General features: G+C 64.1%; 25 protein-coding genes and 1 pseudogene. 8 read left to right on the top strand and 18 right to left on the bottom strand.

The window, feature by feature from the left end; translation table 11 throughout:
• Window positions 1–76: 76 nt before the first annotated feature.
• From ccoS to ENE74_RS16025, 12 genes are all read right to left on the bottom strand, one after another.
• The gene (ccoS, locus tag ENE74_RS16080) at window positions 77–223 is read right to left on the bottom strand and encodes a cbb3-type cytochrome oxidase assembly protein CcoS (RefSeq protein WP_021227578.1); all 147 of its coding nucleotides are present in this window, start codon (window positions 221–223) and stop codon (window positions 77–79) included.
• Window positions 220–2,355, bottom strand: coding sequence for a heavy metal translocating P-type ATPase (locus tag ENE74_RS16075; protein ID WP_021227579.1), 2,136 nt, complete (start codon window positions 2,353–2,355; stop codon window positions 220–222). The genes ccoS and ENE74_RS16075 overlap by 4 nt, the downstream gene beginning before the upstream one ends.
• The gene (locus ENE74_RS16070) at window positions 2,355–2,828 is read right to left on the bottom strand and encodes a FixH family protein (RefSeq protein ID WP_021227580.1); all 474 of its coding nucleotides are present in this window, start codon (window positions 2,826–2,828) and stop codon (window positions 2,355–2,357) included. Before ENE74_RS16070 ends, ENE74_RS16075 begins: the two co-directional genes overlap by 1 nt.
• Window positions 2,828–4,264 (bottom strand): cytochrome c oxidase accessory protein CcoG, encoded by a 1,437-nt coding sequence (gene ccoG / locus ENE74_RS16065; protein WP_021227581.1) that lies wholly within the window; start codon window positions 4,262–4,264, stop codon window positions 2,828–2,830. The genes ENE74_RS16070 and ccoG overlap by 1 nt, the downstream gene beginning before the upstream one ends.
• A 21-nt stretch (window positions 4,265–4,285) precedes the next feature.
• A complete protein-coding gene (gene ccoP / locus ENE74_RS16060) occupies window positions 4,286–5,206 on the bottom strand; it encodes a cytochrome-c oxidase, cbb3-type subunit III (protein WP_021227582.1) in 921 nt (306 codons plus the stop codon).
• The gene (locus tag ENE74_RS16055) at window positions 5,199–5,375 is read right to left on the bottom strand and encodes a cbb3-type cytochrome c oxidase subunit 3 (RefSeq protein WP_021227583.1); all 177 of its coding nucleotides are present in this window, start codon (window positions 5,373–5,375) and stop codon (window positions 5,199–5,201) included. Before ENE74_RS16055 ends, ccoP begins: the two co-directional genes overlap by 8 nt.
• A complete protein-coding gene (gene ccoO / locus ENE74_RS16050; protein WP_021227584.1) occupies window positions 5,372–6,106 on the bottom strand; it encodes a cytochrome-c oxidase, cbb3-type subunit II in 735 nt (244 codons plus the stop codon). The genes ENE74_RS16055 and ccoO overlap by 4 nt, the downstream gene beginning before the upstream one ends.
• Window positions 6,107–6,118: 12 nt before the next feature.
• Window positions 6,119–7,777: a cytochrome-c oxidase, cbb3-type subunit I gene (ccoN, locus tag ENE74_RS16045; RefSeq protein WP_031298779.1), complete on the bottom strand. Its 1,659-nt coding sequence runs from the start codon at window positions 7,775–7,777 to the stop codon at window positions 6,119–6,121.
• Window positions 7,778–7,924: 147 nt separating this feature from the next.
• Window positions 7,925–8,668 (bottom strand): Crp/Fnr family transcriptional regulator, encoded by a 744-nt coding sequence (locus ENE74_RS16040; RefSeq protein ID WP_021227586.1) that lies wholly within the window; start codon window positions 8,666–8,668, stop codon window positions 7,925–7,927.
• Between the two features lie 131 nt (window positions 8,669–8,799).
• Window positions 8,800–9,405: a response regulator FixJ gene (gene fixJ / locus ENE74_RS16035; protein WP_021227587.1), complete on the bottom strand. Its 606-nt coding sequence runs from the start codon at window positions 9,403–9,405 to the stop codon at window positions 8,800–8,802.
• Window positions 9,406–9,420: 15 nt separating this feature from the next.
• Window positions 9,421–10,566 carry a sensor histidine kinase gene (locus ENE74_RS16030; protein WP_021227588.1) on the bottom strand — a complete coding sequence of 382 codons (1,146 nt, stop codon included), beginning with the start codon at window positions 10,564–10,566 and terminating at the stop codon, window positions 9,421–9,423.
• Between the two features lie 20 nt (window positions 10,567–10,586).
• Window positions 10,587–11,402, bottom strand: coding sequence for a universal stress protein (locus tag ENE74_RS16025; protein WP_021227589.1), 816 nt, complete (start codon window positions 11,400–11,402; stop codon window positions 10,587–10,589).
• 119 nt (window positions 11,403–11,521) lie between these two features.
• Here ENE74_RS16025 and ENE74_RS16020 point away from each other — a divergent pair, with 119 nt between their 5' ends.
• Window positions 11,522–11,884, top strand: coding sequence for a hypothetical protein (locus ENE74_RS16020; RefSeq protein WP_021227590.1), 363 nt, complete (start codon window positions 11,522–11,524; stop codon window positions 11,882–11,884).
• Window positions 11,885–11,894: 10 nt separating this feature from the next.
• Window positions 11,895–12,398: a GNAT family N-acetyltransferase gene (locus tag ENE74_RS16015; RefSeq protein WP_040603882.1), complete on the top strand. Its 504-nt coding sequence runs from the start codon at window positions 11,895–11,897 to the stop codon at window positions 12,396–12,398.
• Window positions 12,399–12,420: 22 nt separating this feature from the next.
• On the opposite strand, the gene ENE74_RS16010 is transcribed toward ENE74_RS16015, so the two are convergent.
• Window positions 12,421–13,428 (bottom strand): 2-hydroxyacid dehydrogenase, encoded by a 1,008-nt coding sequence (locus tag ENE74_RS16010; protein ID WP_021227592.1) that lies wholly within the window; start codon window positions 13,426–13,428, stop codon window positions 12,421–12,423.
• 95 nt (window positions 13,429–13,523) lie between these two features.
• A complete protein-coding gene (locus ENE74_RS16005) occupies window positions 13,524–14,186 on the bottom strand; it encodes an OmpW/AlkL family protein (RefSeq protein ID WP_021227593.1) in 663 nt (220 codons plus the stop codon).
• A gap of 130 nt (window positions 14,187–14,316) precedes the next feature.
• Between ENE74_RS16005 and ENE74_RS16000 the strand changes: the two genes are divergently transcribed.
• A complete protein-coding gene (locus tag ENE74_RS16000; protein ID WP_021227594.1) occupies window positions 14,317–15,621 on the top strand; it encodes a radical SAM protein in 1,305 nt (434 codons plus the stop codon).
• A 719-nt stretch (window positions 15,622–16,340) separates the two neighbouring features.
• Here the strand turns inward: ENE74_RS16000 and ENE74_RS15995 are convergent.
• The 4 genes from ENE74_RS15995 to ENE74_RS15980 all read right to left on the bottom strand — a co-directional run bounded on the left by ENE74_RS15995 (window position 16,341) and on the right by ENE74_RS15980 (window position 21,944).
• Window positions 16,341–16,709, bottom strand: a complete 369-nt coding sequence (locus ENE74_RS15995; protein WP_010409068.1) for a hypothetical protein — start codon at window positions 16,707–16,709, stop codon at window positions 16,341–16,343.
• A complete protein-coding gene (locus tag ENE74_RS15990) occupies window positions 16,706–18,814 on the bottom strand; it encodes a site-specific integrase (protein ID WP_048939652.1) in 2,109 nt (702 codons plus the stop codon). The genes ENE74_RS15995 and ENE74_RS15990 overlap by 4 nt, the downstream gene beginning before the upstream one ends.
• A gap of 2 nt (window positions 18,815–18,816) precedes the next feature.
• Window positions 18,817–20,481, bottom strand: a complete 1,665-nt coding sequence (locus tag ENE74_RS15985; RefSeq protein ID WP_048939653.1) for a hypothetical protein — start codon at window positions 20,479–20,481, stop codon at window positions 18,817–18,819.
• Between the two features lie 110 nt (window positions 20,482–20,591).
• Window positions 20,592–21,944: a tyrosine-type recombinase/integrase gene (locus ENE74_RS15980; protein WP_037522502.1), complete on the bottom strand. Its 1,353-nt coding sequence runs from the start codon at window positions 21,942–21,944 to the stop codon at window positions 20,592–20,594.
• Between the two features lie 172 nt (window positions 21,945–22,116).
• Between ENE74_RS15980 and ENE74_RS15975 the strand changes: the two are divergent.
• From ENE74_RS15975 to ENE74_RS15955, 5 genes and pseudogenes are all read left to right on the top strand, one after another.
• Window positions 22,117–22,449 (top strand): annotated as a pseudogene (locus tag ENE74_RS15975) (hypothetical protein); the annotation flags it as partial.
• Window positions 22,446–22,796 (top strand): DUF3768 domain-containing protein, encoded by a 351-nt coding sequence (locus ENE74_RS15970; protein ID WP_127691915.1) that lies wholly within the window; start codon window positions 22,446–22,448, stop codon window positions 22,794–22,796. The pseudogene ENE74_RS15975 and the gene ENE74_RS15970, both read left to right, overlap by 4 nt.
• An 86-nt stretch (window positions 22,797–22,882) precedes the next feature.
• On the top strand, window positions 22,883–24,568 hold the full coding sequence (locus ENE74_RS15965; protein ID WP_127691914.1) for an ATP-binding protein: 1,686 nt from the start codon (window positions 22,883–22,885) through the stop codon (window positions 24,566–24,568).
• 25 nt (window positions 24,569–24,593) lie between these two features.
• Window positions 24,594–24,788 (top strand): hypothetical protein, encoded by a 195-nt coding sequence (locus ENE74_RS15960; protein ID WP_127691913.1) that lies wholly within the window; start codon window positions 24,594–24,596, stop codon window positions 24,786–24,788.
• A complete protein-coding gene (locus ENE74_RS15955) occupies window positions 24,785–25,114 on the top strand; it encodes a hypothetical protein (RefSeq protein WP_127691912.1) in 330 nt (109 codons plus the stop codon). The genes ENE74_RS15960 and ENE74_RS15955 overlap by 4 nt, the downstream gene beginning before the upstream one ends.
• The last annotated feature ends 134 nt before the right edge of the window (window positions 25,115–25,248 follow it).

Genomic DNA, 25,248 nt, shown 5'->3' with positions numbered 1-25,248 from the left:
TGGCGCCTCCAAATGTTCGATTTTAGGCGTGAGCGGTCGTCCTCGCTACAACTTCGACCCAGAGTGTCGGTCAGGATCAGTCCTCCTCGCCCTCAACCAGCATTCGCATCGCCGCTCCGTCGAGATCGTCATACTGACCGGTGCGCAGCGCCATGAAGAAGGCCGCAAGTGCCATAAGTCCGCACAGCAGGGCGAGCGGGATGAGGAGGGTTAGACCTGTCATTTCGCGCTGTCTTTGAGACGAAGGGCGTTGAGGATGACGATTAGCGAGGACAAAGACATGGCTACCGCCGCCACCAGCGGCGTCACCTTGCCCGCGATCGCGAGCGGCACCGCCAATATATTGTAGCAGATGGCGAGCGCGAAATTCTGCTTCACTACGCGTATCGTGCGCCGCGCGGCCCGCAGCGCGATCGCGACCGGCGCCAGCCTGTCGCCTAGGAAGACGATATCGGCTGCGAGCTGGCTGGCGTCGCTAGCCGATGCCGGCGCTATACTGGCATGCCCTGCGGCAAGCGCAGGTCCGTCATTCAGCCCGTCACCGACCATCAGCACCTTCTGCCCCTGCGCCTTTATACGGTCGAGCAGCGCTAACTTGTCCGCAGGTCGAAGTCGGCCAATCGCGGTTGTACCGGTCGCGCGTGCGATCTCCTCCAGTGCCTCGGGCTGGTCCCCACTGGCGATGAGTGTCTGAAGGCCGGCAGCGCGCAACGCGGCCAGCGTCTCGGCCGCATCGGGTCGCAGAGCGTCGGTGAACGGGAGCAGGTGAACATCCGCGCCGTGGCGATATTCGCTCGCCAACTCAAACAGGGTGATCAGACTGCGCGGCCGAGCCAACGAGACCGGCACGCCGCGATGGTTGGCGAACAACCCCTCGCCCGGCACCTCACGGATGGGATCCAGCGTGGCGGGTCGGACGCCTTCGGCCTCCAGCGCCTGCCGCAGCGCGACGCTCAGCGGGTGGCGGCTGGCCTGCGCCAGCGCGAGCAGGATGGAATGATCTTCCCCGTCGAGCCTGTCGAGATGACGCGGAACGGGGCGGCCAAGGGTCAGCGTCCCCGTCTTGTCGAACACGGCTTCCGTCGTCTCGGCCAGCCGCTCCAGCGCGGAGCCGTCCTTGACCAGCACGCCCTGCCGCATCAGCGCACCGCACGCGACAACTTGCGCGACGGGCACAGCGAGGCCGAGCGCACAGGGACAGGTGATGAGCAGCACCGCGACCGCGATCAGCAGCGACTGATGCACGCCCGCACCACCGACCGTCCAGCCGATGAAAGACAGGGCGGCGAGCAGATGGACGCAGGGCGCGTACCAGCGCGCCGCCCGATCGGCGAGGCGGACATAGTGCGATTTGCTTTGTCCCGCCTCCTCCATCAGCCTTGCGATGTCTGCAATCACCGTGTCGGCGCCCGCCGCCGTCACCTCGACCGTCAACGGGCCGGCGACGTTGAGCGCCCCGGCCTGCACGACATCGCCCGCCTGGACGCGAACGGGCGTGCTTTCTCCAGTCAGAAACGAGATGTCGAGGCTGCTGTCTCCCATTAGAACGCGCCCGTCCGCCGCCAGCCGCTCCCCCGCCGCGACCAGCATCCGCATTCCCGGACGAAGCACGTCGGCCTCCGACCACCGGCTCTGTCCCGCCTCGTCCAGCACCAGCGCGCCCGGCGCCGTCTGCTTCAGCAGCGCCGCGACCCCGGCCCGTGCCCGGCCGCGCATCATACTGTCGAGGCAGCGTCCCGCGAGCAGGAAGAAGAGCAGCATCACCGCCCCGTCAAACCAGGCATGCGCGCCGCCGCTTATGGTCTCAAACAGGCTCATGCTCGTGGTCAGCAGCACGCCAATGCTGATCGGAACGTCCATGTTGGTGCGCCCTTGCCGCAACGCCGCCCAGGCGGAACGGAAGAAGGGCTCGCCGGCATAGGCGACGGTCGGCAGCGCGATCAGGGCGGAAAGCCAGTGGAACATCTGCCGCGTGGCGCCTTCCGCACCGGACCAGATGGATACCGACAGCAGCATGATGTTCATCGCGGCGAAGCCGGCAACGGCGAGGGCTCGGAGCAAGGCCCGATTCTCCGCCGCCGCAACGTCAAGGCCAGGGTCGGCCAGCGCCTCGGCCTCGAAACCGAGCCGGGCGAGCGCCGCCTTCAGGTCTGGCGGGCTCAAAGCCGCATCATGCCGGATTGCGACGCGCCTGGCCCCCATGTTGACGCGGGCCGATTCGATACCGTTAACCTTCGGCAGGCCGTTCTCGATTTTCGAGATGCAGCCCGCGCAGTGGATGCCAGGGACGGCTAGGAGGCTTTCGCGTGTTTCGGCCAGCGGTGCGGGTTCAGGGAGCAGCGCCCGTGTCGCCATCAGTCGATCTCCCGCAGCAGATGCTGCTCGCTGCCACCATGCCAGACGTCGAGGCGAACGCGCCAGCGACCGGGTGGTAGCGCAGCTTCGCTGACATAGCGGCCGGGCGCGGCCTCACGAAAAGCGAGCGGAATATCGGCGACCCGGCCGAGCGGATGCTGCGCGAGCGCCTTCACAGTCCCGCCCCGGACCGGCGCGCCGGCCCCGCTGCCCAGCGTCAGCACGACGTGGCGCGCACCATCCGTCGCCACCCCGTCCTTCCAGCGCAACCCATCCTGCGCGCGGGCAGCGGCCAACCAGCCATTGAAGCGCTGGCTCGCGACATAGCTGTTCTCCACCACCGTGCCGCCAAAGGACCGGACGGCGACGGTCGCCATCAGAACGTTGACGGCGATCACCACCGCGAAGAAAGCGACCAGGATCGCAGTCATGTGCCAGCCGGTGAAGCGGCGCGCGGGAAGGCTGTTGGACATTATCGGGACCTTTCGAAACGGGCGGGCTCGCTGTCGCCGCCGCCCTCGCGGTCAGTAGCGCGAACGGTGAAACGGAAGTCCTGGCGCTGCGGCCCGGCGCCTGGGAGGGCGACGAACAGGCGCAGCCTGGCGACGCTGTCGGCGGGCACGGTTGTGCCGACGTCGGCTTGGGCCTCCTCACGGGTCATGCCGTCGGTCCAGAGGCGCGCCCCGGGCAGTCCCTCGACCGTCACCGCCATCGGGCGTGGCCGCGCCTCCATGTTGCGCAGCTTCACCGTATAGGCGTTGCGGACCATGCCGTCGGACAGGCGCACGGCAATGGGATTGCGGTCCTGCTGCGCGCTGATCTCTATACGGGTGCGGGCGCCGAGCGCGAACAGCATAGCAAGGCCGATCCCGCACCACAGCGTGAAATAGGCGATGGTGCGGGGACGCAGCAGCGTCCTCAACACCGGTTGAGGCGCTGCGCCCTTTTTCTCCGCTTCCGCATCGTCCTCGGTGCAATAATCGATCAGGCCGCGCGGGCGGCCGACCTGTGCCATCACCTTGTCGCAGGCGTCGATGCACAGCGCGCAGGTGATGCAGCCGATCTGCGGCCCTTCACGGATGTCGATGCCGGTCGGGCACACCGCAACGCACTGGTTGCAGTCGATGCAGTCGCCATAATCGCCCGGATGCGCCTCCGCCTTCTTCAGGCTGCCGCGCTTCTCCCCGCGCCAGTCCTTGTAGGTGACGACCAGCGACTTCTCGTCCAGCATCGCGGTCTGGATGCGTGGCCAGGGACACATGTAGATGCACACCTGCTCGCGCATGAAACCGCCCAGGACTAAGGTGGTGGCGGTCAGCACGCCGACCGTCGCATAGGCGACGGGCGCGGCGGCGCCGGTCCAGAATTGCTGCTGGAGCGTCCGCGCGTCGGCAAAGTAGAAGACCCAGGCGCCGCCCGTCAGGAAGGCGATGGCCAGCCATGCGGTCCATTTGAGCAGGCGCCTCGCCAGCTTCGCCGGGGTCCAGGGCGCCTTCGCCAGCCGGATCTGCGCGTTGCGGTCGCCGTCGATAAAGCGTTCGACATGCTGGTAGAGGTCGGTCCACACCGTCTGCGGGCAGGCATAGCCGCACCAGGCCCGCCCGACTGCCGAGGTGACCAGGAACAGCCCCACCCCCGCCATGATCAGCAGGCCGGCGACATAATAGAATTCCTGCGGCCAGATCTCGATCGCGAACATGTAGAAGCGCCGATGGGCGAGGTCGATCAGCACCGCCTGATCGGGCGCATAGGGCCCGCGATCCCAGCGTAGCCACGGCGTCACCCAGTAGATGGCGAGCGTCGCCACCATCACCGCCCATTTCAAGCGGCGATAGAAGCCGTCCACCGCCTTGGGATAGACGCCCTTGCGCTTTTCGTAGAGGTCGGAGGAGCCCGCAGGCATCAGCATGCTGCCTACCCCCGAGCGAGCTTATTTGCCGCCATCGCGCACCTCTTCGGCAGTCGCAACGACCGGTGCCGCCTCGCCGCCCCCAAGGCTGTGAACATAAGCAGCGAGCATCCGTACGGTCGCGCTGTCGAGCTTGTCGCCCCAACGAGGCATCACGCCCTGACGGCTGTTCCACACGGTCTCCCGGATTGTGTCGGGGTCGCCGCCATAGAGCCAGATGCCGTCGGTGAGATTGGGCGCGCCGAGTTCGCGACTGCCGTGCCCAGTGGGGCCGTGGCAGACGGCGCAATTGTCAGCGAAGAGCCTTGCGCCGCGCTGCGCCGCCGCGCCGGGACGATCCTGCCGGCTGATGGTGCGCACATAGGCGACCACATCGTCCACTTGCGGCTCGGTCAGCAACTGATCCCGGCCGAATGCGGGCATCTGCGACATGCGGGTCGCCGCATGATCGGGATTGCGCACGCCATCGAAGATCGTCTTCTCGATCGTCGCCAGGTTCCCGCCCCACAGCCAGTCGTCGTCATTGAGGTTGGGATAACCCTTCGATCCCGCCGCGCCCGACCCATGGCACTGCACGCAATGCACCCGGAACGCCGCCCGCCCGCCCTCGACCGCTGCCTGCATGAGCTGCGGCTGGCCCGGCAGCGCCTCGATCAGCGTTTCGGCGATCGCCTTGCGGATCGGCGCGACCTGTGCCTCGCGCGTGGTCAGTTCCTTGTCCAGCGCGCCCCGGCTGGACCAGCCGAGCATGCCCTGGGTGGCGCTGTGGATCATCGGCCAGGCGGGATAGGCGATGGTATAGGCGATCGCGAAGAGGATGGTGGCGTAGAAGGTCCACAGCCACCAGCGGGGCAGCGGCGTGTCCAGTTCCCGGATGCCGTCCCATTCATGCCCCTTGAGCTCCGTGCCAGTCGCGGGGTCGATATGCTTCTCGTCAGCCATGATCGGCCTCCGTCTCTTCACGGTCCTTGAAGATCATCGTGGATGCGGCGCGGCTGTGCGCGCGGCCGCGCGGCAGGAAATGCCAGCCCACCAGGACGAGGTAGCTCGCCCCCATGAACACCAGCCCCCAGCTGTCGGCGAAATGCCGCAGCGTGTCATAGCTGCTCATCGCTCCACCTCCTGCGGCTCGGCGGCGTTCACGTCGACCAGCGTACCCAGCATCTGGAGATAGGCGACCAGTGCATCCATCTCGGTGAGCCTGTTCGGGTCGCCGTCAAAATCGCGCACCTGCGCCTTGGGATAGCGCTTCAGCAGGTCGGCGGCGTCAGCTGTCGGGTCGGCCTGGGCGGCAAGGTCGGCATTGGCCTTGTCGACGTCATCCTTGCTGTAGGGCACGCCGACGTCGGACAGCGCCGTCAGATGCGCGGCCATGTCGCCCGGCTTCAGATCACGCTCCGCGAGGAAGGGATAGGTCGGCATGATCGATTCCGGCACCACCGCGCGCGGGTCCTTCAGGTGCTGGACATGCCATTCGTCCGAATAGCGACCGCCTACTCGGGCAAGGTCCGGACCGGTGCGCTTCGACCCCCATTGGAACGGATGGTCGAACATGCTCTCGGCGGCGAGGCTGTAATGGCCGTAGCGCTCGGTCTCGTCCCGGAAGGGGCGGATCATCTGGCTATGGCAGTTGTAGCAGCCTTCGCGGATGTAGATGTTGCGGCCCGCCAGCTCCAGCGGCGTGTAGGGGCGCATCCCCTCCACCTTCTCGATCGTGTTGTCGATCCAGAAGAGGGGCGCGATCTCCACGATGCCGCCGATGGCCACGACGATCAGAGCGGCGATGCCCAGCAGCGAGACATTGCGCTCGAGCTTGCCATGGTCGAAAAAACGGGATGCCATGAGGGCGTCTCCTTAAACGGGCTGGGCGATCAGCGGCTTGTCGACCGCCGGGTCGTATGCCGCGTCGTGCATCGGCTTCTCCACGCGCAGCGGGCTGCCGGCGATGGTACGGCCGATGTTCCAGGCCATGATGATCGCGCCCGACAGGTAGAGCAGGCCACCGGCCGCGCGGATCAGGTACATGGGCAGCATGGCGCTCACGACTTCCGAGAAGGCGTAGACCAGATAGCCGTCCGACCCATATTCGCGCCACATCAGCCCCTGCATGATGCCCGCGACCCACATCGACGCGGCGTAGAGGACGATACCCACCGTCGCGAGCCAGAAGTGCCAGTTGACGAGGCGCAGCGAATAGAGCCGCTCGCGCTTCCACAGGCGCGGGGCGAGATAGTAGAGCGAGGCGAAGGTGATCATGCCGTTCCAGCCGAGCGCGCCGGAATGGACATGGCCGATGGTCCAGTCGGTATAGTGCGAAAGGCTGTTGACCGCCTTCACCGACATCATCGGCCCTTCGAAGGTCGACATGCCGTAAAAGGCGAGCGCCATCACCATCATGCGGATGATCGGGTCGGTGCGGATTTTGTCCCAGGCGCCATTCAGCGTCATCAGGCCGTTGATCATGCCACCCCAGCTCGGCATCCACAGCATGATCGAGAAGACCATGCCCAGCGTCTGCGCCCAGTCGGGCAGCGCGGTGTAATGCAGGTGGTGCGGACCCGCCCAGATATAGAGGAAGATCAGCGACCAGAAGTGGATGATCGACAGGCGATAGCTGTAGACCGGCCGCTCGGCCTGCTTGGGCACGAAATAATACATCATGGCGAGGAAGCCGGCGGTCAGGAAGAAGCCGACCGCATTGTGGCCGTACCACCACTGGGTCAGCGCATCCTGCACGCCCGCAAAGGCGCTATAGCTTTTGGAGCCCAGGAAGCTGACCGGCACCGTCAGGTTGTTGACGATGTGCAGCATCGCGATCGTCAGGATGAACGACAGGTAGAACCAGTTTGCCACATAGATGTGTGGCTCGCTGCGCTTCAGGATCGTGCCGCCGAAGACCACGAGATAGGCGACCCAGACGATGGTCAGCCACAGGTCGACATACCATTCGGGTTCGGCATATTCGCGGCCCTCGGTTACGCCCATCAGGTAGCCGGTGGCGGCCAGCACGATGAAAAGCTGGTATCCCCAGAAGACGAAGTTCGCGAGCGCGGGAAAGAAGAGCCGGGCACGGCAGGTGCGCTGGACAACGTAGAAGCTGGTCGCGATCAGCGCATTGCCGCCAAAGGCGAAGATGACAGCCGAGGTGTGTAGCGGCCGCAGCCGCCCGAAGCTGGTATATTCCAGGCCGAGGTTGAGCGCCGGGAAGGCAAGCTGTAACGCGATGTAGAGGCCCGCCAAGAAACCGGCGAGGCCCCAGAAGACGGTGGCGATCACGCCCCAGCGGATCACATCGTCATAATAGCGCCCCCGATCAGGCGGCATCCTGACCAGTCCTCGCGCGAAGGCTGTATAATCGGCGGTGCGCACGCCGTAGATGGCGAGGCCGAGCGCCACCGCGCTCACGATCCCCATATGAACGGAAAAGCCGCTGTCGCGCGCCGCCAGCATCGCCGCGAAGGCGAGCAGCGCCAGCGCGAACCAGCCGCCTGTCCGCATTACCAGTCTGTCCATGGATCTATCCCCGCAAAGGCTTAGCGGCGCCCTGTTGGAAAGTGCCCGCCGCTATGCCCCGACCTCTGTCAAAAGCGATGCGGCGGGTCTTTACGGGAAAATGCGTAGGCTGAGGTGTTCGCGGTGAATGAGCCTGACAGGCAAGCGTCAGGCCGCCTCAGACAGCCCTTCCAGTGCAGCCATGTTCACCGGCCGCACGCCGCGTCGCCCGACCAAGTCGATGAAGCCGTCACGTTTCATCTCGGTCAGCTGCCGGGAGACCGTTTCAATGGTAATGCCCAGAATGTCGGCGATCTGCTGCCGCGACAGCGGGAGCGCGATCACGCCGTCCCTGTCCGCGTGCAGCCGCCGGCTCATGTCGAGGAGGAAAGTGGCGACTTTCTCCCGCGCAGACTTGCGGCCCAGCAGGAGCATCCAGGCGCGGGTCCGGTCGAGATCATCCAGCGTTCGTTGCAACAAGCGATGCTGCAATTCCCCGTGCCGCATGGCGAAACCATCGAAACCGCCACGCGGGAAAAGACACAGCCGCGCGTTGGTCAACGCCGTAACACTATGCGGCGTTCGTGCGCCGAAAGGGCGGCCGATGAAGTCGGCGGCATAGACGACGCCGACAATCTGCTCGCGCCCGTCACCCGTGGATGTGGCGAGCTTCAGCGTGCCTTCAATCACATTGGCGACGACCATGCTATCGTCCCCTTCCCACATAACGGTTTGACCGGCCTGCAAAGTGACCCGCCGTCCCAGGCGGCTCAGCGCATCGCGATCACCTTCGTTAAGGTCCGCGCAGATGGCACGGTCGCGGACGACGCAAGCGTTGCAGCACTGGCTGCCGCAGGATCGTGCCGGGGTCGAGAAGGCGCCATTTTGCGTCATGTCAAATCGCATATCCATGCCGCTGGATGACGAGAGCGCAGGCCGCGACCTATCCGTAAATGTCCCTATCGGTGGGCGGCGTCGAAGGAATGAAACTGGAAATTGCGTGTCAGGCTTCACTCATCAAGCTGATGATTTCTTCGCCTCCTCTATCCGGCATGAAAGGCGATACGCAGCGCCTCAGCCAGACTCTTCACCCTCAGCTTTTGCATCAGGTTGGCACGGTGAATTTCCACTGTCCTGGGACTGATCCCCAGATCGTAGGCGATGCTCTTATTGGGCAGGCCCTGCACGAGCCCGTCCAGCACGTCGCGTTCGCGATCCGTCAGCACGTTGAGCCGCGCCCGCGCCTCCTCAGCGCGCGCGATGGCGCCGCGTTCCGCCAGGGACAGCGCCTTGGCGGCCTCGATACAGGCAAGCAGCGCTGCCTTCTCAAAGGGCTTTTCGATGAAGTCGCTGGCGCCCGTCTTCATCGCCGCGACCGCCATGTCGACATCGCCATGGCCGGTCATGATTACGACCGGCAGGGTAATGCCGCGCGCGCGCAGTTCCCGCTGCACCTCCAGCCCGTCAATGTCGGGCATGCGCACGTCGAGCAGCACACAGCCGCGCGGCAGCGTGCCCGCCTCCTTCAGGAACTCCAGACCGCCCGCGAACAGGCGCACGGCATAGCCGCTGGTCCGGAGCATGAAGGACAGCGAGCGGCGGATCGCCTCGTCATCGTCCACGACATAGATGATGTAGGGTTCGCTCATGCCGGTCTTCCGTTGCTAGTCCGCGGCGTCCAGGGTGAAATGGAAGGCGGTGCCGCCCCATTGCGACGGCGTGGCCCAGATGCGGCCGCCATGCCCCTCCACGATGGTCTGGCTGATCGAGAGGCCGAGGCCCATCCCCTGCGCTTTGGTGGTGGTGAAGGGGGTGAAGAGGGTGCGCGACATTTCCGGGTCCAGTCCCGGCCCGCTATCGGCGACAACGACCTCCACACGGCCGTTCTCCGTCGGGTTGGCAGTCAGGCGCAGAATGCGCGCGGGGCAGTTCTGCATCGCCTCTACCGCATTCTTGACCAGGTTGATGATCACCTGCTGGAGTTGCACCCGGTTGACCAGCACCTTGTCCACCTGCCGGTCGACGGCGATGTCCATATCGATGCCCCGGCTGTCCACACCGATAAAGGCCAGCGCGACGCCCTCTGCAAGAACGCCGCGCAGCGCCTCGGGCCGGCGCAGGGTTTCGCCCTGCCGGATGAATTCGCGCAGCGACCGGATGATCTCCCCCGCGCGGAGAGCTTGGCCGGCACTTTCGGCCATCGCCTCGTGCAGCATGTCGCGATCGACCGGGCCTTCGGCGTCCAGCAGGTCGCGCCCTGCCTCCATGTAGTTGGCGATCGCGGTCAGCGGCTGGTTCAGCTCGTGCGCGAGGGCGGAGGCCAGTGTGCCCATTGCGGTCAGGCGGCTGGCATGGGCCAGTTCCGCCTGGAGATCGGCGACACGCCGCTCCGCCTGCTGCCGTTCGGTGAGATCGCGGATGAAGCCGGTGAATAGCCGCCGCGTCCCGTCGTTCACCTCGCCCACTGACAGTTCGATGGGGAAAGTGGACCCGTCCCGCCGCCGCGCGCTGGTCAGCCGTCCTATGCCGATGATCCGTTTTTCGCCCGTCGTCAGATAATGGCCGATATAGCCGTCGTGCCGCTCCCGATCCGGGGATGGCATCAGCATCGAGATATTCTCGCCCAGCACATCGCTTTCGGCATATTGAAACATGCGCTGCGCCGCCGCGCCGAAGGACACGATGCGCCCTGCCATGTCGATGACGATCAGCGCATCGGGCACGGTCGCCAGGATCGATCCCAGGAGGGCCTGCTCCAAGCTGTGCGCGCGCGCGCTCAGCCCGTCCGTTTCGTCATCCGCCACCGCCATGCCGCGACCATGCCGCCCTTTCAGTGCGCCAGCAAGAGCGGGACGGGCGCGTCGCGCAGCAGGCGGCGGGTTACGCCGCCAAACACCGTTTCGCGCAACCGGCTATGGCCGTATGCGCCCATGACGATCCAATCGATCGCTAGGTCGCCCACGACGCGCAGCAGCGCCTCGTCAACAGTTTGCTCCTGCCGCGGCCAGCTACGCAATTCGGCCTCGATGCCATGGCGGGACAGATATTCCAGCGCGTCAGTGGCCGGCAAGACATCCTTCCCGCCCTCCTCGATCGTCACGACCAGCACCGCATCCGCCAGTTTGAGGAGCGGAACGGCGGAGCGGAGCGCAGCGCCGGCTTCCTGCGACCCGTCCCAGGCCACCAGAGCCCGCCCGGCAACGGCGAAGCGCGTCGCCGCCTGCGGTACGCCCAGTACCGGTCCGCAGCGGCCCAGCGCCAGGTCCGGGACGATGGAAAGCGGGTCGTGCATGCCGCTGCGCGGCCCTCGCGGCAGGGTTGCCACGATCAGGTCGGCCAGGCGTGCGGCGGACAGGATACCGCTCACGGCCTCGCCCTCGCACTGAATCCAGTCCCATTGCACGCCTTCCCGCGCCAGCCGCGCCTCGACCTCCGTCCGCGCCTTGCGGTCGATGTCCCGCAGTTCCGCCATGATCGTCGGCGCGAAGCCCGCACCGCCATAGAGATCGGCCGCCACCAAATCCGGCAGCATCGTCACCTGAACGCAGCGGATATGGGCACTGGTCGCCCGCGCGATGTCGAAGGCGGCCTGAAGCCGGCTTTCCTGACCCAGATCGTCATGGATATGAAGCAATATCGATTTCATGGCCCCGGCCTTTCCGAGCGGATGCTTCCGATCGCCTTTTCTTAGGCCGGAGGTCCGGGATCGCACCATCAGGGATAGTCCTTATTTCTTCGGACGCCCGGAAACCGGAAAGAGAGGCCATGACATGGACGACGATACGCCTGGAACTGGCCCGCACGGAGGGTTTCCCCAATGGTTCGGCGGCGCGCAGCTATGTGCTGCGCCTGCCGCTGCAATCCGACGGGCTGATCGACGAGCAGGAATATCGGACCCACCCTGAACTGGCGACCGCCCGCCGCTTCTGGCCGAACGAGCCGGATCGGCGCGGTTATCTGCTGCGGACGCCGGAGGGGTGGGTGCTGTCCTATGCCCGCGGGGAAGAGGATGACGAAAGGATATTCCGGCTGGACGCGCACAGCGTCCGGCCGGGCAGCTATCTGACGCTGACGGAGCCCGACGGCGCGCAGCTCCCCTTCTTGGTCAAGGGCCTCGCGCCCGCCTAAACGAAAGGACATGGCTATGATTTATCTCGAAACCCGCGCCGGCTTCAGCCTCGCGGTCCGCCCTGCCACGCCCGCCGATGCCGCCGCGGTGATCGACTTCTTCGACCGGGTGTCGGACGAGGATCGCCGGTTCCGCTTCCTGTCCTCGATCCGCCACCTGACGGCGGCGCAAGCAAAGGACATCATCGACTTCGACTATCACCGGCGCGAGACCTTCCTCGCCTTCCTGCCCGGCACGGACGAGATTATCGCTGCCGCCACGCTCGCAGCCGACCGGACCGGGGAGAGCGCAGAAGTCGCGATCTCCATCGATGCTGACTATAAGGGACGCGGCATCGGCTGGACTCTGCTCGATCACGCAGCCGTCGAGGCCCGGCACTGGGGCATCCGCCGGCTGCGTTCGATCGAAAGTCGCGAAAATCACGCCGCGATCTCGCTGGAGCGGGAGAAGGGTTTCTCCGCGCGAGCCGTGGATGGCGATGCTACCCTAGTGATGCTGGAGCGCTGTTTCTGAACAGCGCTGGCACCGAGAGGCGCTACCGTGCCAGCGCCGGATCGATGCTGTTCGCAAGAGGCCGTCCCGCCTCGAAATCGCTAATGTTCGCCAGCGTCGTCTCGGCAATGCCTTCGAGCGCCTCCTGCGTCAGGAAGGCCTGGTGGCCGGTAACGAGAACATTGGGGAAGGTCAGCAGGCGCTGGAAATCGTCGTCTTCGATGATCTCGTTCGACAGGTCCTCGAAGAAGAGATCGGCCTCCTGCTCATAGACGTCGAGCGCGACGCCGCCGATCCTGCGGGCCTTGAGTCCGGCGATCAGCGCCCGCGTGTCGATGAGCGCACCACGGCTCGTGTTGACGATTACCAGCCCCTCGCGCGCCTTCGCGATTGCATCGGCGTCGATGATATGGCGCGTCTGCGGTGTCAGCGGGCAATGCAGCGAGACGATCTCGGCCCGCTCCAACAACTCGGCGGGCGGCACATAGGAGACGCCCATCGCCGCCAGCTCCGGATCCTCGACGACGTCGCTCGCCAACACTTGGCAGCCGAAGCCTAGTTGTAGCGTGCGCGCCACCAGCGCGCCGATCCGGCCGGTGCCGATGACACCTGCGGTACGACCGTGCAGGTTGCGGCCAATCAGGCCGTCCAACGAAAAATTATTCTCCCGCACCCGCGCCCAGGCGCGATGCACCTTGCGGTCGAGTGCCAGCAGCAGCGCAATAGTGAACTCGGCGACGGCATGCGGCGAATAGGCTGGCACCCGTACGACAGCGACACCCAGCCGCGCCGCAGTCCGGAGGTCCACATTGTTGTACCCCGCACAGCGCAACGCCACCAGTCGCGTGCCCTGCGCCGCCAGCCGTTCCAGCACGGCAGCGTCGGCCCGGTCGTTGACGAAGATGCAAACAGCCGGAAACCCCTGCGCCAGAGGCGCCGTGCTCTCATCCAGCCGGGGTTCCAGGAAATGGAGCTCATGCCCGTGCACGACATTGGCCCCGCTCAGGAACTGCCGATCATAGTCCTTGGTGCCAAAGATCGCGATGCGCATGGCCGCATAGTGGCAGGACCAGTTGGGCGGTCAATGGTTCGGATACCCGCAAACGGAAAAGGGCACCGTTTCAGCGGCGGCACCCCTCTCGGAGGTCAGAAGCGCATACCCAAGCCAACGCCGAAGACCAGTGGGTCTAGCTCCACATGGACCTTCTGTACGCCCGCAGCGCTCGTGCTAAGCCGCGCGTCGGTGTCGATGTCGATATATTTGATGTCGAAGTTCAGGAAGACCTTATCGGTCAGGTCGATGTCCACGCCGGCCTGCGCCGCCCAGCCGAAGCTGTCGGACATGTGCACCTTGGTCTTGCCGACAGCGCCCTCCAGAGCCGTGGAAGCGTCCTCATTGTAGAACAGCGTGTAGTTGATGCCGGCACCTGCATATGGACGCACCTTGCCCTGGGGCACGAAATGATATTGCGCCGTGAGGGTCGGTGGCAGCACCCAGGTGGAAGCGAGCTTGCCGATGCTGCCCGTCGTGCCGGTACGACCACTGGCGCTATGCTTGGTGGTCGCTGCGATCAGTTCGAAGCCGATATGGTCGGCCGCCATCCAGGTGAAGTCGATCTCCGGCGTGATTGCATTATCGATGCTCACCTTTTCGCCGGGGAACCCAGGCAGCACACTACCACTTTTTTCGTTGGGCGCGACGATGATGCCGCGCAGGCGGATCAGCACATCGCCCTGTTTCGCCTGCGCCGGCGTGGCGAGCGCGGCGGCAATGGCTGCGGCGCCCAGCAATAGGACTGTCCTGTTCATAGGGGTCTCCTTCCCTTCTGGTTGGTGACTGCCCTTTGAGCCCCATCGGCCGATTGGACATTGATCCGGCGCAACGCGTTATTTGACATGGCGCAATGTGCACTGACCGCGCCCGTGCGATCACGTGCGTATGTGGACCTATTATCCCGATCTGCTCGCGCGGCCGGTGCCGCGCTACACCAGCTATCCCACCGCAGCCCAGTTCAGCGATGCTGTGGGAGAGGCTGAATTGATGGCACGGCTGGACGCACTGGAGACGGACACGTCGCTCTCCCTCTATGTCCATATTCCCTATTGTCATGATATCTGCTGGTATTGCGGCTGCAACACCGGAGCGGCTAATCGCATCCAACGCCTGACTGCCTATATCGAGGCGCTGGAGCGCGAAATAGCAATTATTACGACGCGCTTGTCCGGCCGCGGCCGGGTGCGGCGCATCGCCTTTGGGGGAGGCAGTCCCAATTCCCTGCCGCTGGTTGATTTCGTCCGGTTGTCGCAACAACTGAGCCGCTGTTTCGATGCGCATGATGCGCAGATCTCGGTGGAGCTGGACCCCCGCCGACTGGACAACCAGTGGATCACGACGATGGCGGCTATGGGGGTAAGTCGCGTCAATCTGGGCGTGCAGACCTTCGCACCGGCGGTGCAGGCGCGGATCGGTCGCATTCAGCCGCACGACCTGGTGAAGCGCGCGGTGGAGGGCTTCGCCCGCGCCGGCGTGGCGACCGGTTTCGACCTGATGTACGGCCTGCCGGGACAGACAATTGAAGACCTCATCGCTACGCTGGACGCCAGCATCGTGCTTGCGCCCGCACGGATCGCGCTGTTTGGCTATGCCCATATGCCACGCCTTCTGCCGCGCCAGCAGCGGATCGACGCCAACGACCTGCCGGATCTGGCAACCCGCTTCGCCATGGCGGCGCAGGGGCACGAGCGGCTGATCGCCGCAGGGTATGAAGCGATCGGTTTCGATCATTTCGCCCTCCCCGGCGACGGGCTGGCGCAGGCCACGCGCGAGGGGCGACTGCGGCGCAATTTCCAGGGCTTCACCGACGATGACGCCGACATACTCATCGGAATGGGCGCGAGCGCGATCAGCGCCTTTCCCGATCTGCTGGTTCAGAATGAGAAGCGCGCCGGGGCCTGGCGCGAGCGGATCGCCGCCGACCGGCTTACTGCCTCTCGCGGGCTCATCCGCGATGGGGAAGACCGGCGGCGGGGGCGCATCATAGAGGCACTGCTCTGCCGGGGCGAGGCCCATCCGGGTGCGACACCCATGCCCGATCTGTCGGATTTCGAGGCGCTGGGGCTAGTCCGGCGCAGCGAGGGACGCATGCTTCTGACACCGGCCGCTCGTCCCTATGCGCGGGTCATTGCAGCACGGTTCGACGCCTATCTGGCGGCTGAGGAAAGGCGCTTCAGCCATGCGGTCTAGCGCGGCATGGCTAGCGGCTTCTGCTTGCCTCAATCTGGCGGCGGGGGCTCTGCCGGCACCGGCGGTTGCGCGCTCCATCCCATTTTGCGGCGCGCCGCCGCCTGGCTGGGTTCCGATCGACCGTCGCCATACGCCAAGACAACCCGCGCAGGGCAGTGCCTGCCATGTTCTGCTGTGCAACGCCGATCGCGAGAGGCGGAGCGGTTTCGGCGATCCGCTGGATCTAAAAAGGTGAGCGCTTCCAAAAAAATGAAGATGAGCCGCTGAACTGCGTAAAGTCACGCGGATGCGCTTGCCGGCTGATTAAGCCTTGAATGACCGGTTCTGGCGTAACTCGACATTCCGTCCGCGGCGTCGGAACGGCTTTAAGTGGTCGGTTGCCGACTCCGAACGACCGTCAGCTATCCACGCATCCCGGCTCCGAACCGGACAGTCGCCTACCGGCCAATCGCGGTCATTTACATGCGAGATACCCATTCAAGCTGCTGGTCGCAGGCGGGCCGTTGATTGAGGGAATTCTTCGTCGAGTGATGGGCCCAACCAAAATCCATCAAGCGTTGTGCAGGGGAGGATCAGTGCTGCGCAAGCGGGGAGGGTTTTACACTGAACCTGCCTTCAATGCGTAGCCCGCCCGTGGCGGTCTCGCGTCGCCATGTAGCGTAGAGCGAATTGAGCGTGCAACGTGGCGTCGATTGTAATGTCCTCAGGACTTGCTCGCATCATGAGTCGGCCGGCCGTGGTTTTGGCAGCATTGAGCGCAATTGCCGGAGTTCCGCGTCTTTGGCTTCCAACGCAGCCTCCAGCATGATGATACGATTGAGCAACTGGTTGATCACGTTTCGCAGCTCGGCCTTGCCGCTCGTGCTTTGTGGTTTAGCCTTCGGCGGCTTCGGAGCTTCATCGAACAAAGCGAGAAGTTTGGAGCATCGATAGGCCGTCGCTCGACTGACCCCCGCCTCGCGCGCAACATTGGTTATGCTCAGCTTGCCATTCGTCGCGGTGCCTTTGCCGTCGCGCAAGCGGTTATAGGCGTCAAGCAGCGCGACGGTGGCTTGCGATTTCCGGGGAGGGTTCGCTTTCGTCGTCATCGTTCGACCTGTTCCAGCAACTGCCTGTAAATATCGATCTGTGCCTCAATGGCGTGTTTCTGGATCGGGCTGATGTTCTTGCCATTTTTCATGGTCTCGGCATCTGCGATGCATGATTGCAGAGCCAGCACATGCCGCCTCGCCACCACGCTGTTCGGACAACGAGCAGGCTGGCACCTCGTAAATGCCGGCTGCGCCTCAGCTCCTTTCACCTTCAAGCAGAGGGCGTGGTCGGCATAGAAGAAGCAGTCGTTGATATAACCCGGATGAAGCGTGACGGCGGTGTTCGAGAGCATTTTTGCGCGGCGCCGATCATCAACGACCGTGCCGGGCAGATCTCCGATCTTGTTTCTGATGCTTGTAAATTCGGCGACGAGTTTCGATCGCATGGGGCCGCCTGGATTGATCCCTGCCTTCCAGTCCTCGTACATCTCGACGATATCGCTGAGCTGAGCGAGGCGACGTTCCTCTTCGATCTCCGAACGGAAGCCGGATTGGGAAGTGCCCGCATAGCCTTCGAACATCATGGCGCTCGCGTGCCCATATTGTATCATGCCCGCGATCACGCCGAAGGGCTGACTGGCGATGTACCATGCAAGGGTGCGGCGGAGCTGACGCGTGCGCCACCGCCAGGGTTCATCACCCTCGTCCGGGATATGATAAAGTGCCAGTATGCGGTCGGCTTCGGCGGGCGCCGCCGCTGCCATTTCTTCGGCGAGCCGGCGACACTCTTTGGCAAAGTAATTCAGGTATACGGTCGATTGATGCGCCGTAAGCTGGACATTGCCCACCCCCCGAATCAAGGCCGGTTTGAACAGGGGCTCATCATCTCGCGGCGCTTCCGTTCGATCGGCGCTGTTGTGTAGATAGTCCTGCAACCGTATTGCTGCCAATACGGCCCTGGCAACAGGCTCTATCACGGTCCAGCGATGTTCAGCGCCGTCGACGTTTTTACGGGTTTTGAAGATTCTTCCGACGAGTTCGTAGCCCTTAACCTTCCCATGTTCGTCGCGCATGAGTCTGAGGCAACCACGCTTGAGCGCGGCCGCTTCCTCGCCGCGCATTCCTGATAATAGGCCGATTACGAGATAGCACGCGGCTATCGCCGGTATGAAGGTATAACGGCTGCTGAAGCTGGGAAGATGCGACCGCCACGCAATGTTTGTTCCTGGCATGCTGGCCCAACCACTGCTTGCGCCTGGGCGCTCGGTTCCGAGTTGCGAGATTGCCTTCTCGAGCATAGCTGAGCGTGCCTTCAGCACTGCCACGCCGAGGCCGCTGGCCTTGCAGATTTCTGGCCACGCGGGTCGACCATCTTGGGTCGCCGGTACTCCAGAGCCCGATGCTTCAAGCGCATCCAAATAAGCGCGCAGGCGCTGGTCGCTTAGTTTCGGTGACACTCTCTGCCGACGCGCGGCGATGTTGATGCCAGCTATACGATGTCGGGCGATAAGATCGTCGATCCCATGATGGACGTAGAACATGGCCCACCGCAACGCCGGCGCGCTAATGGCTTCCGGTATTCGCGGTGTGACATTTTCTCGGCCACCCCGGTATCCCGCGATCCTAGTCGCTGAACGGTTACCCCAAGGAGCTATCTCGATTCCCCGGAACGACAGGGAGGGCGTATAGAGCGCAAGTCGCCGTACGCAGAGGATCTTGTAGACAAGAGTTGCCGGTGCGAGGTGCCGCTTCGCGGACAGCCACTGATCCAGCCAAGGCTGATCGATCTCGTGGAGTCGAAGTCCGGCTTCCCGCACTTCTTGTAGAAAATGCCGGATTATATTGCCGACCTGCATCAGCGAACCAGGTTTCAGGACGCCGAGGCGGCCGCGCACATTGTCTCGGGAGTCGTAGTTTAAAGACAGGAACAGGTATTCTCGTATGAGCTCCCGCTCATCAGCATCGGCGATCCGACCGAAGCAGATACAGGCTTCATGGGCCTTTGTCGGCCGCGCGATGGCACATTCGAGCAGCCACTTATCGTCCCCGACCAGAGAGATATTCTGCTGCTCACGGCCACTCACGACCATCTGGGGCGGAATCACCAATGCCGAACGGTCAATCCGCCAAGATGCTTCGGCACGTTCCAGAACCCGACGCATGTTCAGCCCCGCTGAAGATGTGGCGGCAGCGCTGGCGCCACAGCGGCATTTTCCGCCGTGGACCGAGCCTGTTCGATATCGCCAGCGTCGAACACGGGGAGTATCTGTACCATAATTCGATTATGGTCGGCGCTGTAGCGCTCGTGCCACTCCGCTTCCGTCATGACGGCGCGCCGTTCAGCTAGCCATGTCAGATAGGTCAGCAATGCAGGCAGTTTTCGTGCGGTGAACACTGCATTCGAGCAATGGAGGCAGCCGGTGAACGCGGTGGCGCAGGAGCCGTTGTCGTTCCGCCCAAGAGGGCTCGACCAAAAGCCGGAACACATGCCAAGGAACGTATCGGCATCGCCTGAGACCAACGACGCGACCGCGCCTGCGTCGAGCTTTTGGTTTCCGATCGAGAGGCCGGATGCGAGCGCGCTGACTTCCTCCTTCGGTGGCAGGACCAACGGCATCATCGCCATGTCGAACAGTTGACCTTCAGCGACCGCTACCGAGCGTGCATGCTCTTCTCGAAGCCCGTCCACCGCGGCATAATGCCGAGCGGCAACTGGCTTCGAGTGATCGCTCGCGAAGCGCCGAAGGTGGCCTGTGTGGCGCAAGTAATTGTCCCGCTTCACCGTCTTCCTTAGCCGGGCGGGAACGATCTTGGTTATCGGCTTGCCCGCTTCGTCGACGAGCCCAAGGCTCCTGATCGCGGCATAGAAGTTGTGGGTAGAAAGGCTGAACCGCCGCCAGCTCGGCAGTCCGGCTGCAACGAAGCCCACCCACAGGTAATCCGCATTCGGGTCCCCTCGATCGGCCATTCGCTCGGCGGCGGGTCGGGATAGTTCGAGGGCAAGGCGAACGAGTCCGCCGGGCGTATTAATTCCACCATCACGCACGCGTTCGCGCTTGATCTTCGCGCGGGGGCCGCCTCGTCCCTTTGTGTATTCAATGGAGACGTACCCTCTCGCGGGGTTCTTCAGGCAGTCGCGCCGCAGGGTCCGCAGGCATTCTATCGGCATTTCGACCCGGAGCGCGATGGCGATGATGAAGCAGATCGCATCAGGCAGGGTCAGAACGAGAAGATCGCTGGCCGCGGCGATGGCAACCTTGCGATATTTGAACATGTCGAACTCGCTTCGAGCGGGGCGCGTGCCGTCGGCGACCCTCAGGAACACATTCTCAAAGCGGCTCCTCTCCGGCTTGTTTCGCAAAGCTTCGATCTGCTCGCGGCCCGACAAGATCCTTTCGCGTGTAGCTACCACGCTGCGATCAGCGGCGTCTTTCAGGACGCGAGCGACGAACGGTGTCAACGGTTCGCGGGGCCGTAATGCCGTTCCGTTGTGCCGGCTCGTGAAGTTGATCCGCGCCTTCAGATCCGGACGAAGCAGATCAGGGTTTCGTTCGTCTATCGCGCGAAGGCCGTGAACAAGGCAACGGAACCGGGAGTATTGACCCCGAACGTCGCAGGCATCGATGTCAGCGGCCGTGATCACGCGAAGCCCCCCGTTGAGGCGCCCGCTGGAGGACAGATGTTTCCCGAGCGGGATCCAGCTCTGTCGATACTGTTCGACACTCGGGACGGCCAGGCCGGCGAACAGCTCGTTCATCATCGGCCCAAGGTACAAGGCAAGATCGCGACCCAGGCCTTCGTTCCCCACCTCGTGCAGCAACCAGGTCATTTCGCGCCCGACACCGTCACGATGATGATAGGCTACGATCGCGTCGGCTCGCGGCTCCTCATCCTGCTGCGGAGGTAAATCGCGGAACGAGAGGCGAGGGCGACCCACTGCTAGAAGAAGCCCATCAGACGAGAGTCCAGCGCCTCGGCCGCCTGATCTACGATTTCGAAGGCTTCATCGAGGTAGGTGAGATATTTTTCAGTGGTCAGGACGCTGGCGTGACCCAGCCATCGCTGGACCCGGCGCAAGGGGTCGCTGACAACCTTCATGTAGATTTCCTCGGTTCGATCCGGGACAGATCGATCGTCGAGCCTCATCACTTCCGCTTTGACGAGGTGTGTAAGCCAGTAGACGGCAAAGGTATGCCGGAGGGTATGGGGCGATACGTGTAGGTCCCAGCCCATGTCCTCCGACAACTTCTTGCTGGTACGCCGGAATATCGACTGCCATGCCGCGGGGGTGAGGGCTTGGCCGTCCTGCGCCAGCCACAATGCTGCCGGCTGCGCACTTTCCAATGGTGCGCCCGATCCGGGCAGCAATAGGAGGTTGCGTCGTTCGTCGATGCGCAGAGTCGCCAGTGATCGAGGGCGCCGCTCGCCCTTGATCAAAACGCGTTGCCCGCCTGCAAGCGTGCCGATGAGCGGCTGCCGCATGGTCCGGACCCCACCCGCGCGTCGCCAGCGATCGACCAACTGGCTCCGCTCCTCGCGAATATAAGCGTCGATGAAGTTACTGGCTACCCGCCTCGGGAACGGCACTGATCGAGGTTTGCGCCCTTTGGTGATTCTGGCGGGCAGGTCGATCATGGTGCTGCGACAGCCGTGAAAGACGCGGGCGTTCGTCGTCGGAAGCTCACCGATCAGAAGGCTTGCGCCTTCTTCGAGCCTAACCCCTGTCGTCACAAGCAGCTCGGCGAACGCGGCATCGCGCATCGGATTCCGCCGGTGAGTGATGCCGTTCGCGTAACCCCCACCGAGCAGGCCTTGGTCTCGGAACAGAACGTAATCCTCGAGCGGGATCATGCGGATCGTATCTTCGGCAACCGCGCCATCACGGCGGAATCTGGTTTTCGGCGCAACTGATATCAGTCCTGCGTCCTCGCTGGCGGCCCATTGATAGAACCGCGTTAGCGCCGCAGAGGTGCGCTTCCAAGACGATCCCGATAGTCGGAGCTCGCCCGGCCCTTCGAGCCGAAGGCTGCGATATTTCCCTACGTCGGCACTCGATGCGTCGAGTAACGACTTTGAACGCGCATCCCGCAGGTAACGGGCAAAGACCTGAAGATCTCGAGCATAGTGGCCTGCGCTGGCAAGGGACACGCCATCGGATCGCAGGAACGTGATGAACGAATTGACTTCTACAACGGGGCTTCCGTCGGAATGAAGGAGAGAAGGGAGATTTGTTTCGGGTAAGTATTTGATTGCGTCCTGCTTTATGGAGTCATCAAGCGCAGGCCGGATCATCGTCCCATCAAGAAGTATAGGCTCGACGCCGAGCCAAGGATCGAACGGGAAAAGATGCACTGAACCCTCGACATGACACTGGGCGTTTCCATTTTATTGCCCCGACCCGATCGATAATGGGACAATATCCTTATCCCGTCAAAGGGAATGGATCGTCTCAATGGCGACATAATTCATCTGCGGAGCCATGAAGCCCGACGAAGTCCGCGCGCTGCCCGCCTGGTGCCTGCGGCTCATCATCCTGGTCGAGGCTCGGGCGGCGCCGCGTCTGCGCACCGTCGAGGGTCTGTGGCGTCGGTCGACCCGCACGCGCCCGGGACGAATGACCGATTTCATCCGCGCCGAGGCGCTTCTGCCGGAAGCCGTGATCGACGCGATCATCCGTGATGCGCCCATGAGCCTCATCCGGTTCCAGGACGTCGCCGCCCAGATCCCGATCTCGGAGCGCCCCGCCATGTCGGCGTGGCTCGACCAGTTCAACGCCGCATTCCCGGAGGCCGCATGACCATCACCCGCGAAGACCAGATCGCCCGTCTCAACGATCGCTGCCGGCAAGGCCTCGATCCAACGGCGCGTATCGTCGTCACCCGAACCTGCCTGGCCCGCCTCGCGGGCGACGAGCCGCTGGGCGAGGTGCTCGCCCAGGCCGAACTGCTGGCGTCCGTCCGGCGCTATGCCTTCAAGCCGGGCGATGGCCCCGAGCGCGACTTCGGCGCCTTCGATCTCAGAGGCGAGCGCATCCTCTTCAAGATCGATTATTACGACATGGCCCTCGCATTCGGGTCGGAAGACCCGGCCGACGCGTCGGTGACGAAACGCGTCCTCACCATCATGCTGGCCGAGGATTATTAAGGTTTGGCCCGGTGGCTGCGCCGAGGCCTGGAAAGGGAAGGGGGCGGGGAAGCGAAGTCTTTCCCGCTCTAGCCAAGGAGGCCCCCATGGCCCTTCCCGCAACGATCCGTTCCCAGGTCGATCCTGCTGCCGTGACCAAGGTCACGCGCCTTTTCAACAACACGCTCGGCGACATCCTGTGCGAGCTCATCCAGAATGCGCGCCGGGCCGGCGCCGGTCTTGTCGAGATCGGGGTGATCCATCTCGACGGCATGGACTGGCTGTCCATCGCCGATGACGGCGCCGGAATCGCCGATCCGTCGGTCGTCCTCGCGCTTGGGCGCTCGGGCTGGGATGAGGCGATCGCGCGCCGGGAGGATCCGGCCGGCATGGGCGTCTTCAGTTTGGCGGGACGCGAGGCCCAGATCATCTCCTCGCCGCGCGCTGAAGGCCATGGCTGGTCGATCCGCATCGCTTCTGGCGACTGGCAGTCGGGCGCGCCGATCAGCGTTGTGGCCGGCAATCATCGCGCAGGCACGGAAATCCGCGTCGCCATGGATCCGCAATGGCCGCCGATCCTGATGGCGGCCGCGCAAAATGCGGCCCGCCATTGTCCAATCACTGTTCGTCTCGACGGCAAGGACCTGTTGCGCGAGGACTGGCTCAAAGGCGCAGAGACGATCGTCGCGGCGCACGGGGTCCGTGTCGGTCTCTACCGCAACTATCTCCACCGTCATTTCAGCCCCAGCATCAATTTCCACGGTGTGACGGTCGCCTCTTTGCTGCCCACCGTCTCGGAAAAGGATCGCCACTGGAGCGCGAAAGTCGATATCGTCGATGCGCCCGATCTTCAGCTGGTGCTCCCCGCGCGCAAGGAGATGGTGGAGAATGCCGCGCTTGCGGCGCTGCGCGATGCCGTCCGCCTTGCCATCTACCGGCATATCCACGCGCTTGGCTCTCACCGGCTGGGTTTCACGCTCTGGGAGGAGGCTGCGGGTCTCGGCGTGACCTTGCCCGAGGCGCGCGCAGAACTGCTGTCCTGGAGCCCCGCGGTGGCCGACCAGAATGGCGGTGCCGGACGCCATAGCATCATCGATACCGCCGATCTTGTCCTGGTCGACGATTTTGGCGCGCCGCTCGAACAGTGCGCGGCCTTTGCGCTTGCCCGCGACGGCAGCCTGGAGGGACGCCTCGCCGAACCCGACGAGGCAATGCGCGGCTATGGCTGGTACGATCGCCTGCCACGGATCGTCGACCTTCGTTTCGAGATTGAACGGGATGGCGAAGTCTCGGAACTTGGAGGACCCGATTTTCCCGGCCTGGAGAGCGGCCCCGTCGATCGGCTTGAGCTCATCCTGTCGCTCGAAGGCCCGGAGCCCGCTCGCATCCGTCTGCCCGCGCCCGTTGCGATCGAATATGATGACGGGCTGTTCTGGGGGTTCGAGGAGGCGAATATCCTCATCGCGTCGCCTGTCGCCATCACGCCCCATGACCTTGTCGATCTGCTTGATGGCGCCTGTTTCAGCGCCAGTGACGACAAGGATGCCGACAGCTGGGATACCCAGCATGACCGCTTCCTGCTCGATGCCCAGGAAATGGCGACACGCCTCCTGTTGGGCGACGATGCGGCGCTGGTCGAGCGGTTTCGCGCGATCCTGTCCTATCGGACCCAATGGTTCGTGCCCGAAGGTCGCCAGTTCGTCGCGGTCGTCGGCCGCAACAGTCTCGATATCCGTCTCGAGGCCGCGGAGCCGGCGGTCGCCACGATCGCGCCTGTGGCCGAGGCCGAGTGAGCTGCCTGGGCAGGGAGACAGCAGCATGCGCAAGATCCGTCCGGCCAGCGAAGAGACGCGCGAAACCGTCGCACAGGCGATTGAACATTTGCGCCAGGCCCGTACGCTGCTGCGGGAGAGCGGAGCGCCTCGCGCTGCGGAAGCGGCACGGCATGCGCTCCGAAGCGCCCAGGGCGCCGCACGCCATGCCGATCACCGTTTTCGCAGGAGCCTGCCATGAGCCGCTATGAACTGGATACTAGGCCCGAAGCGGCAAACGTGGTCCGCGCCGTCGTCGGATGGGACCGGCCGCTCCAGACCTTCTTCGCGCAGGTCTTCTTCCTTACGCAAGAGGAACCCGATGAAGGCGAGGCGACGATCTGGCTCGGCACCGAGCCCGGCGAACTGCCGACCCCCCAAGCCGCAATCGCGATTGTCGAACCTCATGCGCTGGTGCCAGCCGATCTAGTGGCCCGGTTGGAGGCGGACATGGAGGCGACGGTCGGGGTGAAGGACAGCGCGTCCCAGGCCGAGGTCAAGCAGCGCCTCTTCGGGTCGATCCACTGAGGTCCATCCCGAGGCCGTGAACGGGCCTCGGACGGGGCGCTTGCGCGCCGGCCCGGCCGGTGGCCGGGGAGGGGAGCGGGGAAGAGGGAGGTGGCTTGGACAAGGTGTTCGAGACCATCATCCTCAAGGAGACT

Origin of the sequence: Sphingobium algorifonticola (assembly GCF_004005485.1) — a bacterium.
In the GTDB taxonomy this organism is placed as follows: Bacteria; Pseudomonadota; Alphaproteobacteria; order Sphingomonadales; family Sphingomonadaceae; genus Sphingobium; species Sphingobium algorifonticola.
Note: the sequence above shows the minus strand (reverse complement) of the source record. Positions and strands in the feature narration are given on the sequence as shown.

Excerpts from the sequence above, each read along its gene's own strand:
- ccoS (WP_021227578.1), bottom strand. The coding sequence starts at position 223 with ATGACAGGTCTAACCCTCCTCATCCCGCTCGCCCTGCTGTGCGGACTT.
- ENE74_RS16075 (WP_021227579.1), bottom strand. The coding sequence starts at position 2,355 with ATGGCGACACGGGCGCTGCTCCCTGAACCCGCACCGCTGGCCGAAACA.
- ENE74_RS16070 (WP_021227580.1), bottom strand. The coding sequence starts at position 2,828 with ATGTCCAACAGCCTTCCCGCGCGCCGCTTCACCGGCTGGCACATGACT.
- ccoG (WP_021227581.1), bottom strand. The coding sequence starts at position 4,264 with ATGCTGATGCCTGCGGGCTCCTCCGACCTCTACGAAAAGCGCAAGGGC.
- ccoP (WP_021227582.1), bottom strand. The coding sequence starts at position 5,206 with ATGGCTGACGAGAAGCATATCGACCCCGCGACTGGCACGGAGCTCAAG.
- ENE74_RS16055 (WP_021227583.1), bottom strand. The coding sequence starts at position 5,375 with ATGAGCAGCTATGACACGCTGCGGCATTTCGCCGACAGCTGGGGGCTG.
- ccoO (WP_021227584.1), bottom strand. The coding sequence starts at position 6,106 with ATGGCATCCCGTTTTTTCGACCATGGCAAGCTCGAGCGCAATGTCTCG.
- ccoN (WP_031298779.1), bottom strand. The coding sequence starts at position 7,777 with ATGGACAGACTGGTAATGCGGACAGGCGGCTGGTTCGCGCTGGCGCTG.
- ENE74_RS16040 (WP_021227586.1), bottom strand. The coding sequence starts at position 8,668 with ATGGATATGCGATTTGACATGACGCAAAATGGCGCCTTCTCGACCCCG.
- fixJ (WP_021227587.1), bottom strand. The coding sequence starts at position 9,405 with ATGAGCGAACCCTACATCATCTATGTCGTGGACGATGACGAGGCGATC.
- ENE74_RS16030 (WP_021227588.1), bottom strand. The coding sequence starts at position 10,566 with ATGGCGGTGGCGGATGACGAAACGGACGGGCTGAGCGCGCGCGCGCAC.
- ENE74_RS16025 (WP_021227589.1), bottom strand. The coding sequence starts at position 11,402 with ATGAAATCGATATTGCTTCATATCCATGACGATCTGGGTCAGGAAAGC.
- ENE74_RS16020 (WP_021227590.1), top strand. The coding sequence starts at position 11,522 with ATGACATGGACGACGATACGCCTGGAACTGGCCCGCACGGAGGGTTTC.
- ENE74_RS16015 (WP_040603882.1), top strand. The coding sequence starts at position 11,895 with ATGGCTATGATTTATCTCGAAACCCGCGCCGGCTTCAGCCTCGCGGTC.
- ENE74_RS16010 (WP_021227592.1), bottom strand. The coding sequence starts at position 13,428 with ATGCGCATCGCGATCTTTGGCACCAAGGACTATGATCGGCAGTTCCTG.
- ENE74_RS16005 (WP_021227593.1), bottom strand. The coding sequence starts at position 14,186 with ATGAACAGGACAGTCCTATTGCTGGGCGCCGCAGCCATTGCCGCCGCG.
- ENE74_RS16000 (WP_021227594.1), top strand. The coding sequence starts at position 14,317 with ATGTGGACCTATTATCCCGATCTGCTCGCGCGGCCGGTGCCGCGCTAC.
- ENE74_RS15995 (WP_010409068.1), bottom strand. The coding sequence starts at position 16,709 with ATGACGACGAAAGCGAACCCTCCCCGGAAATCGCAAGCCACCGTCGCG.
- ENE74_RS15990 (WP_048939652.1), bottom strand. The coding sequence starts at position 18,814 with ATGCGTCGGGTTCTGGAACGTGCCGAAGCATCTTGGCGGATTGACCGT.
- ENE74_RS15985 (WP_048939653.1), bottom strand. The coding sequence starts at position 20,481 with ATGACCTGGTTGCTGCACGAGGTGGGGAACGAAGGCCTGGGTCGCGAT.
- ENE74_RS15980 (WP_037522502.1), bottom strand. The coding sequence starts at position 21,944 with ATGATCCGGCCTGCGCTTGATGACTCCATAAAGCAGGACGCAATCAAA.
- ENE74_RS15970 (WP_127691915.1), top strand. The coding sequence starts at position 22,446 with ATGACCATCACCCGCGAAGACCAGATCGCCCGTCTCAACGATCGCTGC.
- ENE74_RS15965 (WP_127691914.1), top strand. The coding sequence starts at position 22,883 with ATGGCCCTTCCCGCAACGATCCGTTCCCAGGTCGATCCTGCTGCCGTG.
- ENE74_RS15960 (WP_127691913.1), top strand. The coding sequence starts at position 24,594 with ATGCGCAAGATCCGTCCGGCCAGCGAAGAGACGCGCGAAACCGTCGCA.
- ENE74_RS15955 (WP_127691912.1), top strand. The coding sequence starts at position 24,785 with ATGAGCCGCTATGAACTGGATACTAGGCCCGAAGCGGCAAACGTGGTC.